We start from the raw sequence: 15944 nt of genomic DNA, 5'->3' as shown, positions 1-15944 counted from the left end.
TCTCACACGCTGCGGAACGACGCACCAGTCTAGGGGCCTTGACGCAGGTCATGGGCCGGAACACCGGGGGGCGTGCGAAGTCGCCCGCGCCCCGCGCACACGCTCGTACGCCCCTGCACCGTGACCAGAGCCGCTCCTGACGCGTTGGTCAAACAGCATTGACCGATTCCGGGCCGCTTTGGCGGCCCGAACGCTTTCACCCATCCTTTCCACGCCGGTTCGAGAGGCTTGCTCATGGCCGACCACGCAACCCACGACGCCCAGGCGCGCGCCAGCCTGCATCTCCTGGTGCGGGACATCGAGCGGGTCCGCCGGCAGGTGGACGCCCTGCGCACGCTCACCGCACAGCTCGGCAACGTCTACCGGCCGCGCCGCACGGGCCCCTCCGCGGGCTTCGTCGTCTACGGACGGGCGCCCGCCCCCACCGTGCGACTCGCCCAAGAGCTGCGCGACAGCGTCGAGACGCTCGTCACCGCGGCCGTCGACTTCGACCGCTCGCTGGGCTTCTCCTGGGACGCGGTGGGCTCCGCACTCGGCGTCACCAAGCAGGCGGTGCACCGCCGTTACGGCGCCCGGCGGGCCACCGCCCAGCAGTCCGGCGACGCCGGCGAGAGCGCGGTGCGCCCCGCCGACGCCCCGGCCGCCCGCGCGGTCAGCATGGCCGGCGGCCTGACCGGGACGCCGGCCGTCCCCGCCGCCCGCACCATGCCCACCCAGCCCTCCGCCGCCTCCCGCGAAGAGGCCCGCCCCGGCGCCTTCCCCGGCCCCCGCAACGGCTGACGCCGCACCCCCGGACTCCCCCGACGTCGCCCCGCCCCGGAACCCGGGACCGCCCGCCGACCACGGTCCCGGGGCGACGCTCCCCGCCGACGCGCGGACACCCGGCCGACACCCCGAACGGCACCGCGGCAAGGATCCCGCGGACCGGCTCAGCCCAGGTCCGGCGGATCGATCCGCACCCGCACCGCCTCGCCCTCCCGCTTGACCAGCCGGGCCGCCCGCGCGGCCTTCAGCGCCGCCGCCAGCGCCGCGCCCTGCCCCGGACGCACCCGGACCAGCGCGCGCTCCCACACCTCGCCCGGCGGGGGATCCCCCGGCCGCCGCGGTCGCCCGGGATCCGGCACCGGCAGCGGCACCGGGCCCAGCACCTCGGCCCCCGCCGGGAGCTCGGCGGCCCCCAGCAGACCGGCCACGTCGTCGGACCGCCCCGCCACCGCAGCCATCCGCGACACCGGTGGAAACCCCAGCTCCGCCCGCTCCGCCAACTCACGCACCGCATGGCCGACCGGGTCCCAGCGCACCAGCGCCTGGACCGGCCGCAACGTCGGCTCGGCGATCACCGCGACCGCGCCGCCCGCCGCCTGGCCACGGACCAGGGCGGCCGCCCCCAGCCAACGGCGCAGCGCCTCCTCCCCGGCCCGCAGGTCCGGCCGGCCCAGCAACGCCCAGCCGTCCAGCAGCAGCGCGGCGGCATAGCCCTCGCCCTCGGCGACCGGTTCGGCGCCGGGGGTGCTCACCACCAGCGCGGGGGTGGCGGGCACCGACGCCAGGACGTGGTCGCGCCCCGACGTGCGCACCGGAACCGACGGGAAGGCGCGGCCCAGCTCCTCCGCCGTCCGACGGGCCCCGACGATCTGCGCCCGCAGCCGGGCTCCGCCGCACTCCGCGCAGTGCCAGTCCGACTCCTCGCGGCCGCACCAGGCACAGGCCAACTCGCCCGCCGCGCGCGCCTCCAACGGACCGGCGCAGGCTCGACAGCGGGCTGGTTCCCGGCACCGTTCGCAGGCCAGTCGGGGGGCGTAGCCGCGCCGGGGCACCTGCACCAGCACCGGCCCTCGGGTGAGCCCGTCCCGCACCAACTGCCAGGCCATGGAGGGCAGCCGGGCCGCGCGCGCCGCGGCGTCCCGGGCCTCGTCGCCGTCACCGATCGTGCGCACCAGGGGGGCGGCGGCCCGCACCCGTTCCCGGTCGGCGGCCAGCGGCCGGGCCCAGCCGGTCTCGACCAGTTGCGCCGCCTCGACCGTGCAGCTCAGCCCGCCCAGCAGGAATCCGGCCCGCTCGCCGACCGCGCGTTGCAGGAGCACTTCCCGGGCGTGCGGCTGGGGGGCGTGCGGATCGCTGTGGCTGCCGTCGCCGTCGTCCCAGAGCGCGACCAGCCCCAGCCCGGCCACCGGGGCGAACATCGCGGCGCGCGTCCCGATCACCGCGCGCACCGCGCCCCGGCTGACCGCCAACCAGCGCCGGTACCGCTCCTCGGGCCCGCACTCGGCCGTCAGCACCACGTGCCGGCCGGGCCCGACCAGGGCGCCGAGCGCCGCGTCCACCCGGGCCGCGGCCCGGCCGTCGGGCACCACCACCAGGGCCCCGCGCCCGCCGGCGAGCGCCGCGGCCGCCGCCCGCGCCAGTTCGTCCGGCCAGGTCGGTCCGGGCAGCGCCGTCCACACCGCCCGCGGCGCGTCCCCCCGCGCCAGTGCCGTCAGGAAACCGGGACCGGCTCCGTAGCGCTCCCAACTCCCGGGATCCGGTGGGGCGTTGGGGGGCAGCGGATCGGGGGACGACTCGGCCTCGACCCGGGCCCGGCGCGGCGGCACCGCCAGCTGCACCACGTCCGCCAGCGATCCGGCGTAGCGGTCGGCGACCGCCCGGCACAGCGCCAGCAGCTCCGAACTCAGCACCGGCTCCGGGGAGAGCACCTGAGCGATCGGCGCCAACACCCCCCGGAACTCGCTCTCCGCCACCCGCGCCACGATGAAGCCGCTGACCAGCCGGCCGCCCTCGCGCCGACCGCCCTTCTCCCCCGCACCGAACCGCACCCGGACCCGCACCCCGGGCCGGGCCTCCGCGTCCATCGCGGCCGGCACCGCGTAGTCGAAGAACCGGTCGAGGTGGACCAGCCCCTTGTCGACGAGGACCCGCGCCACCGGCAGCTCCGGCGCCAGCGCGGCCCCCCGCCACGTGCGCGGCTTGGCCCGCTCCGCCTTCGTCTCCCGCACGGTCTCCCGGATCAGGGCCAGCTGCTCGCCCTGCTCCCCCGGATCCCGCCCGTTCTCCCTGCTCACAGCATCCAGTCTTAGCAGACGCCACCGACAGCGGCCGGCCCCGGGAAAGCCCGAGGGCCCCGGACCGTCCAACGGTCCGGGGCCCTCGGGGGAAAGCCCTGGCGGTGCGGCGCCTTCTTACAGGCCCGTGGCCTTGCGGAGGGCGTCCACCCGGTCGGTGCGCTCCCAGGTGAAGTCCTCCAGCTCACGGCCGAAGTGGCCGTAGGCGGCGGTCTGGGAGTAGATCGGGCGGAGCAGGTCGAGGTCGCGGATGATCGCGGCCGGGCGGAGGTCGAAGACCTCGCCGATGGCCTGCTCGATCTTCTCGGTGTCGACCGCGTTGGTGCCGAAGGTCTCCACGAACAGACCGACCGGCTCGGCCTTGCCGATCGCGTAGGCGACCTGGACCTCGCAGCGCGAGGCGAGGCCGGCGGCGACGACGTTCTTCGCCACCCAGCGCATCGCGTACGCCGCGGAGCGGTCGACCTTGGACGGGTCCTTGCCGGAGAACGCACCGCCGCCGTGACGGGCCATGCCGCCGTAGGTGTCGATGATGATCTTGCGGCCGGTCAGGCCGGCGTCGCCCATCGGGCCACCGATCTCGAACCGCCCGGTCGGGTTGACCAGCAGACGGTAGTCGTCGGTGTCCAGCTTGATGCCGTCCTCGACGAGCTGGTTGAGGACGTGCTCGACGACGAACTCGCGGATGTCGGGCGCGAGCAGCGAGTCCAGGTCGATGTCGCTGGCGTGCTGGGAGGAGACCACCACGGTGTCGAGGCGGACCGCCTTGTTGCCGTCGTACTCGACGGTGACCTGGGTCTTGCCGTCGGGGCGGAGGTAGGGGATGGTCCCGTTCTTGCGGACCTCCGACAGCCGGCGCGAGAGGCGGTGCGCCAGGTAGATCGGGAGCGGCATGAGCTCGGGGGTCTCGTCGCAGGCGAACCCGAACATCAGGCCCTGGTCGCCCGCGCCCTGCCGGTCCAGCTCGTCGTCGTCGCCTTCGACGCGGTTCTCGTAAGCGGTGTCGACACCCTGGGCGATGTCCGGCGACTGCGCCCCGATGGACACCGAGACGCCGCAGGAGGCGCCGTCGAAGCCCTTCTTCGAGGAGTCGTAACCGATCTCCAGGATCTTGTTCCGGACGAGGTTGGGGATGTCGGCGTACGCCTTGGTCGTCACCTCGCCGGCCACGTGCACCAGGCCGGTGGTGATCAACGTCTCCACGGCGACCCGGGACGTCGGGTCCTCCTTGAGGAGTGCGTCGAGAATGGTGTCGCTGATCTGGTCAGCGATCTTGTCGGGGTGGCCCTCGGTGACGGATTCCGAGGTAAACAGGCGGCGGGACACATCGCTCCCTGGGGTTGCAGCGGCTGCTGGCTGATCACTTAGCGGAACGGCCGAGAGCTGCGCTCGGCCAAATCCACTGCCAGTTTATCGGTCGAATGTGGCGCTCGGGCACCCAGTCTCGATTTATGGAACCCCCGTGACCTGGGACACCACTGCCTCACGGTAGTGACGATCACCTTGAGAATCAGCCGGGTCAAGGGGGCACGCCGATTTTCGGGGGTCGGCGAGGAGCCTCGGCATCCCGCTCCGGGGCTCCTCCAGCGGGGTGACCGGTCAGGGTCGGGGCTGGTCCAGACGGGCGATGACCAGGTCCCACACGGTGTCGGCGAGGGCTTCCTTCGGGCCGTGGGGCACGGGGGTCTCGGTACCGTCCGTGGCCAGGATCACGGCCTCGTTCTCGGCCGAACCGAAGGTCTTGTGCTCGCCGACCTCGTTGACGACCAGGAGGTCGCAGCCCTTGCGGGCGAGCTTGGCCCGGCCGTTGGCGAGGACGTCGTCAGTCTCGGCGGCGAAGCCGACGACCAGCTGTCCAGGGCGGGCCCGGTCCGCGGAGAGCTCCGCAAGGATGTCCGGATTCCGTACCAGGGTGACGGGTTCCGGCTCCTGTCCCTCCCGCTTCTTGATCTTGCCGGTGGCGTAGACGGCGGGCCGGAAGTCGGCCACCGCGGCGGCCATCACCACCGCGTCGGCGTCCGCCGCGGCCTTCAGCACCGCCTCGCGCAGCTGCCGGGCGGTGCCGATGTGGATCACGTCCACGCCGGCCGGGTCGGGCAGCGCGGTGTCGCCGGCGACCAGCGTGACCCGGGCGCCCCGGGCCGCGGCGGTCCGGGCGAGGGCGTAGCCCTGCTTACCGGACGAGCGGTTGCCCAGGAAGCGCACCGGGTCCAGCGGCTCCCGGGTGCCGCCCGCGCTGACCACGACGTGCCGGCCGGCGAGGTCCTGTGACAGGCCCTCGGCTCCCCGGGCCAGCACCTGGCGGCACAGGTCGAAGATCTCCACCGGGTCCGGGAAGCGGCCCTTGCCGGTGTCGACGCCGGTGAGCCGGCCCACGGCGGGCTCGATGACCAGCGCGCCGCGGCGCCGCAGCGTGGCGACGTTCTCCTGGGTGGCGGGGTTCTCCCACATCTCGGTGTGCATCGCGGGCGCGAAGACCACCGGGCAGCGGGCGGTGAGCAGGGTGTTGGTCAGCAGGTCGTCGGCGAGGCCGTGGGCCGCCTTGGCCAGCATGTCCGCGGTGGCCGGGGCGACCACGACGAGGTCGGCGGCCTGGCCGATGCGGACGTGCGGGACCTCGTGGACGGACTCCCAGACCTCGGTGCCGGCCGGGTTGCCGGACAGCGCCGACCAGGTGGCCTCGCCGACGAAGTGCAGCGCCGAGGCGGTCGGCACCACGCGCACGTCGTGGCCGGACTCCGTGAGCCGGCGCAGCAGCTCGCACGCCTTGTAGGCGGCGATCCCGCCACTGACCCCCAGGACGACCCTGGGCCGCTCCCGCTTGTCCATCGTTTCCCCGCTCCCCGAGCCTCGGACCGAACGCATGTCCCTCAACCTATGCCCTCGTGACGCACCAAGGGCCCGGCAGGCACCCCCGACTTCGCGTCGGGAGAATCACCTGCCGGGCCCTTGGTGGGGGCTGCGGTGCCGCTTACTGGCCGACCGGGCCCTCGATGGCCTCCGAGGTCAGCAGACCGGCGTTGATCTCGCGGAGCGCGATCGACAGCGGCTTCTCGTGCACGTGGGTGTCGACCAGCGGACCGACGTACTCCAGCAGGCCCTCGCCGAGCTGGGAGTAGTACGCGTTGATCTGGCGCGCGCGCTTGGCGGCGTAGATCACAAGGCTGTACTTCGAGTCGGTGGCCTCGAGCAGCTCATCAATGGGCGGGTTGATGATGCCCTCGGGTGCGGTGATGGAAGAGGACACGCTCTACCTTCCGAAAGGGGATGAAGCAGGTGGGGGCGCGCAGGCGCCGAAATCCTTGGCGCCGCGGTCGGGACCGGAGTCAGTCGCCGGAGGTCCGGTCTTCAGGGCGGCGCAGCATCAAGGCTAGCAGCTCACGGCTGACGTCCTCGACGGAGGTGTTGACGAGCGTCACGTCGAACTCCTTCTCCGCCGCGAGCTCGATCCGGGCCGCCTCCAGGCGCCGCTCGATGACCTCCGGGGCCTCCGTGCCGCGGCCGGTGAGCCGGCGGACCAGCTCGTCCCAGCTCGGCGGGGCCAGGAAGACCAGGTGCGCCTCCGGCATGGACTCGCGCACCTGGCGGGCGCCCTGGAGATCGATTTCCAGGAGGACCGGCTCGCCGGCCGCCAGCCGGTCCAGCACCGCCTGGCGCGGGGTGCCGTAGCGGTTGCCGGCGAACTCGGCCCATTCCAGCAGCTCACCGTTGGCGATCAGCTTGTCGAATTCCTCGTCCTCGACGAAGAAGTACTGAACGCCGTGGCGCTCCCCGGGACGCGGCTTACGGGTGGTGGCCGAGACCGAGAGCCAGATTTCCGGGTGGACCTTGCGCAGATGCGCGACGACCGTGCTCTTGCCGACCCCCGAAGGGCCGGAGAGCACGGTCAGGCGCGGTTGTCTGGCCGGGGAGACGGGGGTGCTCCCCCGGGAGACTGCAGAACTCATGCAGCGATTATTCCAGCTTCCCGGCAGTGCCGAGAAACTCAGGAAGCAGCGCCGCCGAACTCACGCTCCAGGGACGCGATCTGGTTGGAGCCCAGACCGCGGACCCGGCGGCTCTCGGAAATGCCGAGCCGCTCCATGATCTGCTTCGCGCGGACCTTGCCCACGCCCGGCAGGGATTCCAGAAGGGCGGAGACCTTCATCTTGCCGATGACATCGTTTTTCTGGCCCTGCTGGATGACCTCGTGGAGAGAGGCCCCCGAGTGCTTGAGCCGATTCTTGACCTCGGCGCGCTCCCGGCGAGCCGCGGCGGCCTTTTCGAGCGCGGCAGCGCGCTGTTCAGGGGTAAGGGGCGGAAGAGCCACGCCTACGTCACCTCGGATGTCGAACTGTCGGATACGGACCGGTGTGGAACCTAGTCGCCCCGCATCAGCGGAGCAACGAGCAACGCGCTTACGTGCGGTGCTCTCGACGGAGACTAGCGGCCGACGGCGCTGGAGTCAGCGAGAACAGACGAAAAGTCCTGGTCAGACTCAGCTGACCAGGACATTTCGGGACCAAATGACCGGGTTACGTGAGCGCTGCACGCACTTCGTCGGCACAGCGGGCCGCCGCGGCGCGCAGTGCGCCGGTGTCCGGTCCGTGCTTGAGCACTCCCCGACTGACGCTCGGCACCACGTTGCGGACCGCCGCGCCGAAGACGGTGGGCAGGTCGGCGGGGGTGGCGCCCTGCGCCCCGATGCCGGGGGCCAGCAGCGGGCCGTTGATCGCCAGGTCGAAGGCGGAGAGATCGCCGAGCGTGGCGCCGACGACCGCGCCGAAGGATCCCAGCGGCTGGGCCCCGGCGTTCTCTGCGGCGAGGTGGCCGAGCACGGTGGCGGCGACCGTGCGGCCGTCCTCGCGGACCGCCCGTTGGACCTCCGCGCCCTCCGGATTCGAGGTCAGGCCGAGCACGAAGAGCCCGGCGCCGCTCTCCCGCGCCAGCTCCACGGCGGGCTTCAACGAGCCGAACCCGAGGTAGGGGGAGACCGTCAGCGCGTCGGAGAACAGCGGCGAGTCCGGGCGCAGGAACGCCTCGGCGTAGGCGCTCATGGTGGAACCGATGTCGCCGCGCTTGGCGTCCATGAGGATCAGGGCACCGCGCTCCCGCGCCTCCTCGACGGCGGTCTCCAGGACGGCGATGCCGCGCGAGCCGAACCGCTCGAAGAAGGCCGACTGCGGCTTGAAGACCGCGACCTGCTCGCCGAGCGCCTCCACCACGGTCCGGGTGAACCGCGCCAGGCCGGCCACGTCGTCGTTCAGGCCCCAGTCGGCCAGCAGCGAGGCGTGCGGGTCGATGCCGACGCAGAGCGGGCCGCGCTCGTCCACGGCGCGGCGCAGGCGGGCACCGAAGGGGGCGGGAGTCACGAGGAGGTCACCTTCTTGTGGTCGGCGCCGACCGCGTCGGCGAGGGTGGCGTACGGGCTGTTGTGCAGGCGCGCGGCGAGGCCCTTGTGGATCGCCCGGCACCAGAACGGGCCCTGGTAGATGAAGGCGCTGTAGCCCTGGACGAGGGTGGCGCCGGCGAGGATGCGCTGCCAGGCGTCCTCGGCGGTCTCGATGCCGCCGACACCGATCAGGGTGATCCGGTCGCCGACGCGGGCGTACAGGCGGCGCAGGACCTCCAGGGAGCGCTCCTTGACCGGTGCGCCGGACAGGCCGCCGGTCTCGGCGACCAGCTTCGGGTCGGAGGTCAGGCCCAGGCCCTCGCGGGCGATCGTGGTGTTGGTGGCGATGATGCCGTCCAGGCGCAGTTCCAGGGCGAGGTCGGCGACCGCGTCCACGTCCTCGTCGGCGAGGTCGGGGGCGATCTTGACCAGCAGCGGGACCCGTCGGTCGGTCACCGTGCGGTCGGCGGCCTCCCGGACCGCGGTGAGCAGCGGCCGCAGGTGGTCCGTGGCCTGGAGGTTGCGCAGCCCCGGCGTGTTCGGCGAGGAGACGTTGACGACCAGGTAGTCGGCGTGCCGGGCCAGGCGCTCGGTGGAGGTGACGTAGTCGGCGACCGCCTCGGCCTCCGGCACGACCTTGGTCTTGCCGATGTTGACGCCGACCGTGGTCCGGAAGACGGGGTTGCGGGCGGCCAGCCGGGCGGCGACCGCCGCCGAACCGTCGTTGTTGAAGCCCATGCGGTTGATCAGCGCCCGGTCCGGCACCAGCCGGAACAGCCGCTTCTTGGGGTTGCCGGGCTGCGGCTGGGCGGTGACCGTGCCGATCTCGACGTGGTCGAAGCCGAGCATGGCCATGCCGTCGATGGCGACGGCGTTCTTGTCGAAGCCGGCGGCCAGGCCGAACGGACCGTGCATCCGGCGGCCCAGGGCCTCGGTGCGCAGTTCCTTGTGGCGGGGGGCGAGGGCGGCCGCGACGAAGGTGCGCAGCACCGGGGTGCGCGCGGCCAGGCGGATCCAGCGGAAGGCCGTGTGGTGGGCCTTCTCGGGGTCCATGCGCTGGAAGATCAGCTGGAAGAACAGGCGGTACATGGTGGACGGGCCTTTGCGCGAGGGGTTCGGTGGGCTCATGAAGAGGGGGACACCGACCGGTGTCCCCCTCTCGGGCCTACTCCTCGCGCGCCGAGGTCAGATGTCGGGCGTGCTCCTGGAGGGAGCGCACCCCGACGTCTCCGCGGGACGTCGCCTCGATGCCCTGGACGGCGGCGGCCAGCGCCTGGACCGTCGTGAGGCAGGGAATGCCGCGGGCCACGGAGGCGGTGCGGATGTCGTAGCCGTCGAGCCGGCCGCCGGTCCCGTAGGGGGTGTTGACGATCAGGTCGACCTGGCCGTCGTGGATCAGCTGGACGATGGTCTTCTCGCCGTTCGGGCCCTCGCCCTCGGACTGCTTGCGCACCACGGTGGCCTTGATGCCGTTGCGGCGCAGCACCTCGGCGGTGCCGGAGGTGGCCAGCAGCTCGAAGCCGTGGGCGACCAGCTCACGGGCCGGGAAGATCATCGAGCGCTTGTCGCGGTTGGCGACGGAGACGAACGCGCGGCCCTTGGTGGGCAGCGCCCCGTAGGCGCCGGCCTGCGACTTGGCGTACGCCGTGCCGAAGACCGAGTCGATGCCCATGACCTCGCCGGTGGAGCGCATCTCCGGGCCGAGGACGGTGTCCACGCCGCGGCCCGAGGCGTCCCGGAAGCGCGACCAGGGCATGACCGCCTCCTTGACGGAGATCGGCGCGTCCAGCGGCAGCGTGCCGCCGTCCCCGGTCTTGGGCAGCATGCCCTCGGTGCGCAGTTCGGCGATGGTGGCGCCCAGCGAGATCCGGGCGGCGGCCTTGGCCAGCGGGACCGCGGTGGCCTTCGAGGTGAAGGGCACGGTCCGCGAGGCGCGCGGGTTGGCTTCGAGGACGTAGAGGATGTCCCCGGCCATCGCGAACTGGATGTTGATCAGCCCGCGGACGCCGACGCCCTTGGCGATGGCCTCGGTGGAGGCGCGCAGCCGCTTGATGTCGAAGCCGCCGAGGGTGATCGGGGGCAGCGCGCAGGCGGAGTCGCCGGAGTGGATGCCGGCCTCCTCGATGTGCTCCATGACGCCGCCGAGGTAGAGCTCGTGGCCGTCGTAGAGGGCGTCCACGTCGATCTCGATGGCGTCGTCGAGGAAGCGGTCGATGAGGACCGGGTGCTGCTCGATCAGGCCGGCGTGCCGCTCCAGGTACCCGGCCAGCGAGGGCTCGTCGTAGACGATCTCCATGCCGCGGCCGCCCAGCACGTAGGACGGGCGGACCATGACCGGGTAGCCGATCTCGGCGGCGATGTCCTTGGCCTCGGCGAAGGAGAAGGCGGTGCCGTACTTGGGGGCCGGCAGCCCGGCCTCGGTCAGCACCCGGCCGAACGCGCCGCGCTCCTCGGCGAGGTCGATCGCCTCGGGCGAGGTGCCGACGATCGGCACGCCGTTGTCCTTGAGGGCCTGGGCCAGGCCCAGCGGGGTCTGCCCGCCGAGCTGGACGATGACGCCGGCGACCGGGCCTGCCTGGGACTCGGCGTGCACGATCTCCAGCACGTCCTCAAGCGTGAGCGGCTCGAAGTACAGGCGGTCGGAGGTGTCGTAGTCGGTGGAGACGGTCTCCGGGTTGCAGTTGACCATCACGGTCTCGTAGCCGGCGTCGCTGAGCGCGAACGAGGCGTGGACGCAGGAGTAGTCGAACTCGATGCCCTGGCCGATGCGGTTGGGGCCGGAGCCGAGGATGATCACCGCGGGCTTCTCGCGGGACGCGACCTCGGTCTCCTCGTCGTAGGACGAGTAGAAGTACGGGGTCCGCGCCGCGAATTCGGCCGCGCAGGTGTCGACCGTCTTGTAGACGGGGCGCAGGCCGAGCGCGTGCCGGACCTCGCGGACGACGTCCTCGCGCAGGCCGCGGATGGCCGCGATCTGAGCATCGGAGAAGCCGTGCCGCTTTGCTTCCGCAAGGACTTCGGGTTCGAGCGTGTCGACGGCCGCGATCTCGTCCGCGGTCTCCTTGATCAGGAAGAGCTGGTCGACGAACCACGGGTCGATCTTCGTGGCGTCGAAGACCTCCTGCGGGGTGGCGCCGGCCCGGATCGCCGCCATGACGGTGTTGATCCGCCCGTCAGTGGGGACCTTGGCCCGCTCCAGCAGCTCGGCCTTGTCGCCCGGCTCGCCGGTGAAGGCGAACTGGCTGCCCTTCTTCTCCAGCGACCGCAGCGCCTTGTTGAGCGCCTCGGTGAAGTTGCGGCCGATGGCCATCGCCTCGCCGACCGACTTCATGGTGGTGGTCAGCGTGGCGTCGGCGGCCGGGAACTTCTCGAAGGCGAACCGCGGCACCTTGACGACGACGTAGTCGAGGGTCGGCTCGAACGACGCCGGGGTCTCCCGGGTGATGTCGTTCGGGATCTCGTCGAGGGTGTAGCCGACGGCGAGCTTGGCGGCGATCTTCGCGATCGGGAAGCCGGTGGCCTTGGAGGCCAGGGCGGAGGAGCGGGAGACCCGGGGGTTCATCTCGATGACGATGACCCGGCCGTCCTCGGGGTTGACCGCGAACTGGATGTTGCAGCCGCCGGTGTCCACCCCGACCTCGCGGATCACCGCGATGCCGATGTCCCGCAGGACCTGGTACTCGCGGTCGGTGAGGGTCATCGACGGGGCGACGGTGATCGAGTCGCCGGTGTGCACGCCCATCGGGTCGAAGTTCTCGATGGAGCAGACCACCACGACGTTGTCGTGCTTGTCGCGCATCAGCTCCAGCTCGTACTCCTTCCAGCCGAGGATGGACTCCTCCAGGAGCACCTCGGTGGTCGGCGAGAGCGTCAGGCCCTGGCCGGCGATCCGGCGCAGCTCCTCCTCGTCGTGGGCGAAGCCGGAGCCGGCGCCGCCCATGGTGAAGGACGGGCGGACGACGACCGGGTAGCCGCCGAGCTCCTCGACGCCCCCGAGGACGTCGTCCATGGAGTGGCAGATCACCGAACGGGCGGACTCGCCATAGCCGATCTTGGCGTTGACCGCCTTGACGACCTCCTTGAACTGGTCGCGGTCCTCACCCTTGTGGATCGCCTCGACGTTGGCGCCGATCAGCTCGACGCCGTACTTGGCGAGGGTGCCGGCCTCGTCCAGCGAGATGGCGGTGTTGAGCGCCGTCTGGCCGCCGAGGGTCGGCAGCAGCGCGTCGGGGCGCTCCTTGGCGATGATCTTCTCGACGAACTCCGGGGTGATCGGCTCGACGTACGTCGCGTCGGCGATCTCCGGGTCGGTCATGATCGTGGCCGGGTTGGAGTTGACCAGGATGACGCGCAGGCCCTCGGACTTGAGGACCCGGCAAGCCTGGGTGCCGGAGTAGTCGAACTCGGCGGCCTGACCGATGACGATCGGGCCGGAGCCGATGACCAGGACGGACTGGATATCGGTGCGCTTAGGCACGCTGGCCCTCCATCAGGGAAACGCTGTGCTGGTTGTTGTCTCGCATGAGCTCGACGAAGCGGTCGAAGAGGTACGCGGCGTCGTGCGGGCCGGCGGCCGCCTCGGGGTGGTACTGGACGCTGAACGCCGGCTGGTCGAGGAGCTGGAGCCCCTCCACCACGTCGTCGTTGAGGCAGACGTGGGAGACCTCGGCGCGGCCGAAGGGGGTGTCGGAGACCTTGTCCAGGGGCGCGTCCACGGCGAAGCCGTGGTTGTGCGCGGTGACCTCGACCTTGCCGGTCGTCCGGTCCTGCACGGGCTGGTTGATGCCGCGGTGCCCGTACTTGAGCTTGTACGTGCCGAAGCCCAGCGCCCGGCCCAGGATCTGGTTGCCGAAGCAGATGCCGAACAGCGGGGTCTTCCGGGAGAGCACCTCGCGCATCACGCCGACCGCGTGGTCGGCGGTGGCCGGATCGCCCGGCCCGTTGGAGAAGAACACGCCGTCGGGCTGGACCGCGTACACGTCCTCGGCGGTCGCGGTCGCCGGCAGAACGTGCACCTCGATGCCGCGCTCGGCCATCCGCTGCGGGGTCATGCCCTTGATGCCCAGGTCGACGGCGGCGACGGTGAACTTCTTCGCACCGACCGCCGGGACGACGTACGCCTCCTTGGTGGCGACCTGTGCGGAGAGGTCGGCGCCCTGCATCTCCGGCTGCTGGCGCACCTCGGCGAGCATCGTGCCCTCGTCGGGCAGCGCGTTGCCGGAGAAGATGCCGACCCGCATCGCACCGCGCTCGCGCAGGTGGCGGGTGAGCGCCCGGGTGTCGACGCCGCTGATGCCGACGACGCCCTGGTGGCGCAGCTCCTCGTCGAGGGAGCGGCGGGAGCGCCAGTTGGAGGGGACGCGGGCGGGGTCGCGGACGACGTAACCGGCGACCCAGATCCGCGCGGACTCGGGGTCCTCGTCGTTCACGCCGGTGTTGCCGACGTGCGGGGCGGTCATGACGACGACCTGACGGTGGTACGAGGGGTCGGTCAGCGTCTCCTGGTAGCCGGTCATGCCGGTGGAGAACACCGCTTCGCCGAAGGTCTCCCCCACGGCCCCGTAGGCACGGCCGCGGAAGGTGCGGCCGTCCTCCAGGACGAGTACGGCGGGGATTTTGGCGGTCCCCTTGGTGGAGGTCGTCATCGTGCGCCTTCCGTTTCGGTGTGCTCGGTGGTGTGCTCGGTGCTGCTGAGCTGGTTGATGGCCTCGACCCAGGCGGCGTGCTCGGCCGCCCGGTCGGAGCGGAAGCCGGAGTCGATCTGCTTGCCGCCGTGTTCCCACGTGACGACCAGCAGGCCGCCCTCGGGCAGGACCTTGCCGGCGATGCCCTTGTCGAGGCGGGCGCCGCGCAGGGCGGCGGCCGGTACGAAGAAGTCCGTGGCGCCCGGCCGTACGACGTCCAGGCCCCGGTCGGTGAGGGCCAGTTCGGCCCGGCTGCGGGTGCCCAGACCACGGGCGACGATCCGGTCGAGCCACTGCCCGGCGGTGGTCGAGCCGTGGTAGCGGCCGCTGAGGGTCAGCCGGGCCTCGCCCGCGTCGGCCGGGGCGGACGGCAGCTCGGGCAGGTCGCCCTGGAGGGTGCCGCGCCACTTCCAGCCCTGGCGCATCAGCCAGTAGACGAAGACGACGAAGACCAGCAGACCGACCACCCAGGCGATCCGTCCGGCCCAGTCGGTGACCGGGGCGGAGTGCGGTGCCGCAGCCAAGTGGATGAGTGAAGGAGTCACGCCAGGTTCCCGTCGACGAGCGTTGCGCGGCCCCGCAGGAAGGTGTGGGTGACGCGTCCCGGCAGCTCACGACCCTCGTAGGGGGTGTTGCGGCTGCGGGAGGCGAAACCGGCGGGGTCCACCTCTCCACGGTAAGCGGAATCGACCAGCGTGAGGTTGGCGGGCTCGCCGGCTGAGACCGGGCGACCGTGGCCGGCCAGCTGCCCGATCCGCGCCGGGGCGGCGGACATCCGGTCGGCGACGCCGGCCCAGTCCAGCAGCCCGGTCTCGACCATGGTGTGCTGGACGACCGACAGCGCGGTCTCCAGGCCCACCATGCCCATGGCCGCCGCGGCCCACTCGCAGTCCTTGTCCTCGTGCGGGTGCGGGGCGTGGTCGGTGGCGACGATGTCGATCGTGCCGTCGGCGAGGGCCTCGCGCAGCGCCAGCACGTCGCGCTCGGTGCGCAGCGGCGGGTTGACCTTGTAGACCGGGTTGTAGCTGCGCACCAGCTCGTCGGTGAGGAGCAGGTGGTGCGGGGTGACCTCGGCGGTCACGTCGATGCCGCGGGACTTGGCCCAGCGGACGATCTCCACGCTGCCCGCGGTGGACAGGTGGCAGATGTGGACCCGGGAGCCCACGTGCTCGGCGAGCAGCACGTCCCGGGCGATGATCGACTCCTCGGCCACCGCCGGCCAGCCGCCGAGCCCCAGCTCGGCCGAGACGACGCCCTCGTTCATCTGGGCGCCCTCGGTCAGCCGCGGCTCCTGGGCGTGCTGGGCGACGACCCCGCCGAACGCCTTCACGTACTCCAGGGCCCGACGCATGATCACCGCGTCGTCGACGCACTTGCCGTCGTCGGAGAAGACCGTGACGCCGGCCGCCGACTCGTGCATCGCGCCCAGCTCGGCGAGCTTCTTGCCCTCCAGCCCGACGGTGACGGCACCGATCGGCTGCACGTCGCAGTAGCCGTGCTCCTTGCCCAGCCGGTAGACCTGCTCGACGACGCCGGCGGTGTCGGCGACCGGGAAGGTGTTGGCCATGGCGAACACCGCGGTGTAGCCGCCGCTGGCCGCCGCCCGGGTACCGGTCAGGACCGTCTCGGAGTCCTCGCGGCCCGGCTCGCGCAGGTGGGTGTGGAGGTCGACCAGGCCCGGCAGCAGGACCTTGCCGGCGGCCTCGACGACCTCGGCGCCCTCGGCCGACAGGTCGGTGCCGACCGCCTCGATGGACTCCCCGTCGATCAGCACGTCCTGCGGGGCGCCGCCGAGCACCTTCGCACCGCGGATCAGGATCTTGCTCATGG

General features: G+C 72.2%; 13 protein-coding genes. 1 reads left to right on the top strand and 12 read right to left on the bottom strand.

What is annotated here, in order from left to right:
* Positions 1 to 234 precede the first annotated feature (234 nt).
* A complete protein-coding gene (locus tag ACLJT4_RS25435) occupies positions 235 to 780 on the top strand; it encodes a hypothetical protein (RefSeq protein WP_411125496.1) in 546 nt (181 codons plus the stop codon).
* 149 nt (positions 781 to 929) lie between these two features.
* On the opposite strand, the gene ACLJT4_RS25430 is transcribed toward ACLJT4_RS25435, so the two are convergent.
* From ACLJT4_RS25430 to ACLJT4_RS25375, 12 genes are all read right to left on the bottom strand, one after another.
* Positions 930 to 3059 (bottom strand): primosomal protein N', encoded by a 2130-nt coding sequence (locus ACLJT4_RS25430; protein ID WP_411125494.1) that lies wholly within the window; start codon positions 3057 to 3059, stop codon positions 930 to 932.
* Positions 3060 to 3176: 117 nt separating this feature from the next.
* On the bottom strand, positions 3177 to 4385 hold the full coding sequence (gene metK / locus ACLJT4_RS25425; protein ID WP_411125492.1) for a methionine adenosyltransferase: 1209 nt from the start codon (positions 4383 to 4385) through the stop codon (positions 3177 to 3179).
* A gap of 273 nt (positions 4386 to 4658) precedes the next feature.
* Positions 4659 to 5888 carry a bifunctional phosphopantothenoylcysteine decarboxylase/phosphopantothenate--cysteine ligase CoaBC gene (gene coaBC / locus ACLJT4_RS25420; RefSeq protein WP_233659728.1) on the bottom strand — a complete coding sequence of 410 codons (1230 nt, stop codon included), beginning with the start codon at positions 5886 to 5888 and terminating at the stop codon, positions 4659 to 4661.
* A gap of 142 nt (positions 5889 to 6030) precedes the next feature.
* Complete coding sequence (gene rpoZ, locus ACLJT4_RS25415) at positions 6031 to 6306, bottom strand: DNA-directed RNA polymerase subunit omega (protein ID WP_016572365.1); 276 nt, start codon at positions 6304 to 6306, stop codon at positions 6031 to 6033.
* Positions 6307 to 6385: 79 nt separating this feature from the next.
* Positions 6386 to 7006: a guanylate kinase gene (gene gmk, locus ACLJT4_RS25410; RefSeq protein ID WP_044373781.1), complete on the bottom strand. Its 621-nt coding sequence runs from the start codon at positions 7004 to 7006 to the stop codon at positions 6386 to 6388.
* A gap of 38 nt (positions 7007 to 7044) precedes the next feature.
* Positions 7045 to 7368: an integration host factor gene (locus ACLJT4_RS25405; protein ID WP_411125489.1), complete on the bottom strand. Its 324-nt coding sequence runs from the start codon at positions 7366 to 7368 to the stop codon at positions 7045 to 7047.
* 205 nt (positions 7369 to 7573) lie between these two features.
* On the bottom strand, positions 7574 to 8410 hold the full coding sequence (pyrF, locus tag ACLJT4_RS25400) for an orotidine-5'-phosphate decarboxylase (protein WP_411125487.1): 837 nt from the start codon (positions 8408 to 8410) through the stop codon (positions 7574 to 7576).
* Positions 8407 to 9519 (bottom strand): quinone-dependent dihydroorotate dehydrogenase, encoded by a 1113-nt coding sequence (locus tag ACLJT4_RS25395; RefSeq protein WP_411125650.1) that lies wholly within the window; start codon positions 9517 to 9519, stop codon positions 8407 to 8409. Before ACLJT4_RS25395 ends, pyrF begins: the two co-directional genes overlap by 4 nt.
* A 76-nt stretch (positions 9520 to 9595) precedes the next feature.
* Entirely contained in the window at positions 9596 to 12907 is a 3312-nt protein-coding gene (gene carB, locus ACLJT4_RS25390; RefSeq protein WP_411125485.1) for a carbamoyl-phosphate synthase large subunit, read from the bottom strand.
* Positions 12900 to 14075 (bottom strand): glutamine-hydrolyzing carbamoyl-phosphate synthase small subunit, encoded by a 1176-nt coding sequence (gene carA, locus ACLJT4_RS25385; protein WP_411125483.1) that lies wholly within the window; start codon positions 14073 to 14075, stop codon positions 12900 to 12902. The genes carB and carA overlap by 8 nt, the downstream gene beginning before the upstream one ends.
* Positions 14072 to 14659 carry a hypothetical protein gene (locus ACLJT4_RS25380; protein WP_016572358.1) on the bottom strand — a complete coding sequence of 196 codons (588 nt, stop codon included), beginning with the start codon at positions 14657 to 14659 and terminating at the stop codon, positions 14072 to 14074. The genes carA and ACLJT4_RS25380 overlap by 4 nt, the downstream gene beginning before the upstream one ends.
* On the bottom strand, positions 14656 to 15942 hold the full coding sequence (locus ACLJT4_RS25375) for a dihydroorotase (protein ID WP_016572357.1): 1287 nt from the start codon (positions 15940 to 15942) through the stop codon (positions 14656 to 14658). The genes ACLJT4_RS25380 and ACLJT4_RS25375 overlap by 4 nt, the downstream gene beginning before the upstream one ends.
* Positions 15943 to 15944: the final 2 nt, after the last annotated feature.

Origin of the sequence: Streptomyces sp. x-19 (genome assembly GCF_046549115.1) — a bacterium.
In the GTDB taxonomy this organism is placed as follows: domain Bacteria; phylum Actinomycetota; class Actinomycetes; order Streptomycetales; family Streptomycetaceae; genus Streptomyces; species Streptomyces albulus_C.
The sequence above is the reverse complement of the archived record's forward strand: the minus strand, read 5'-3'. Positions and strand labels throughout refer to the sequence as shown.

Bases quoted from the DNA above. Each gene is read 5' to 3' on its own strand.
- ACLJT4_RS25435 (WP_411125496.1), top strand. From the start codon at position 235: ATGGCCGACCACGCAACCCACGACGCCCAGGCGCGCGCCAGCCTGCAT.
- coaBC (WP_233659728.1), bottom strand. From the start codon at position 5,888: ATGGACAAGCGGGAGCGGCCCAGGGTCGTCCTGGGGGTCAGTGGCGGG.
- gmk (WP_044373781.1), bottom strand. From the start codon at position 7,006: ATGAGTTCTGCAGTCTCCCGGGGGAGCACCCCCGTCTCCCCGGCCAGA.
- ACLJT4_RS25395 (WP_411125650.1), bottom strand. From the start codon at position 9,519: ATGTACCGCCTGTTCTTCCAGCTGATCTTCCAGCGCATGGACCCCGAG.
- carA (WP_411125483.1), bottom strand. From the start codon at position 14,075: ATGACGACCTCCACCAAGGGGACCGCCAAAATCCCCGCCGTACTCGTC.
- ACLJT4_RS25375 (WP_016572357.1), bottom strand. From the start codon at position 15,942: ATGAGCAAGATCCTGATCCGCGGTGCGAAGGTGCTCGGCGGCGCCCCG.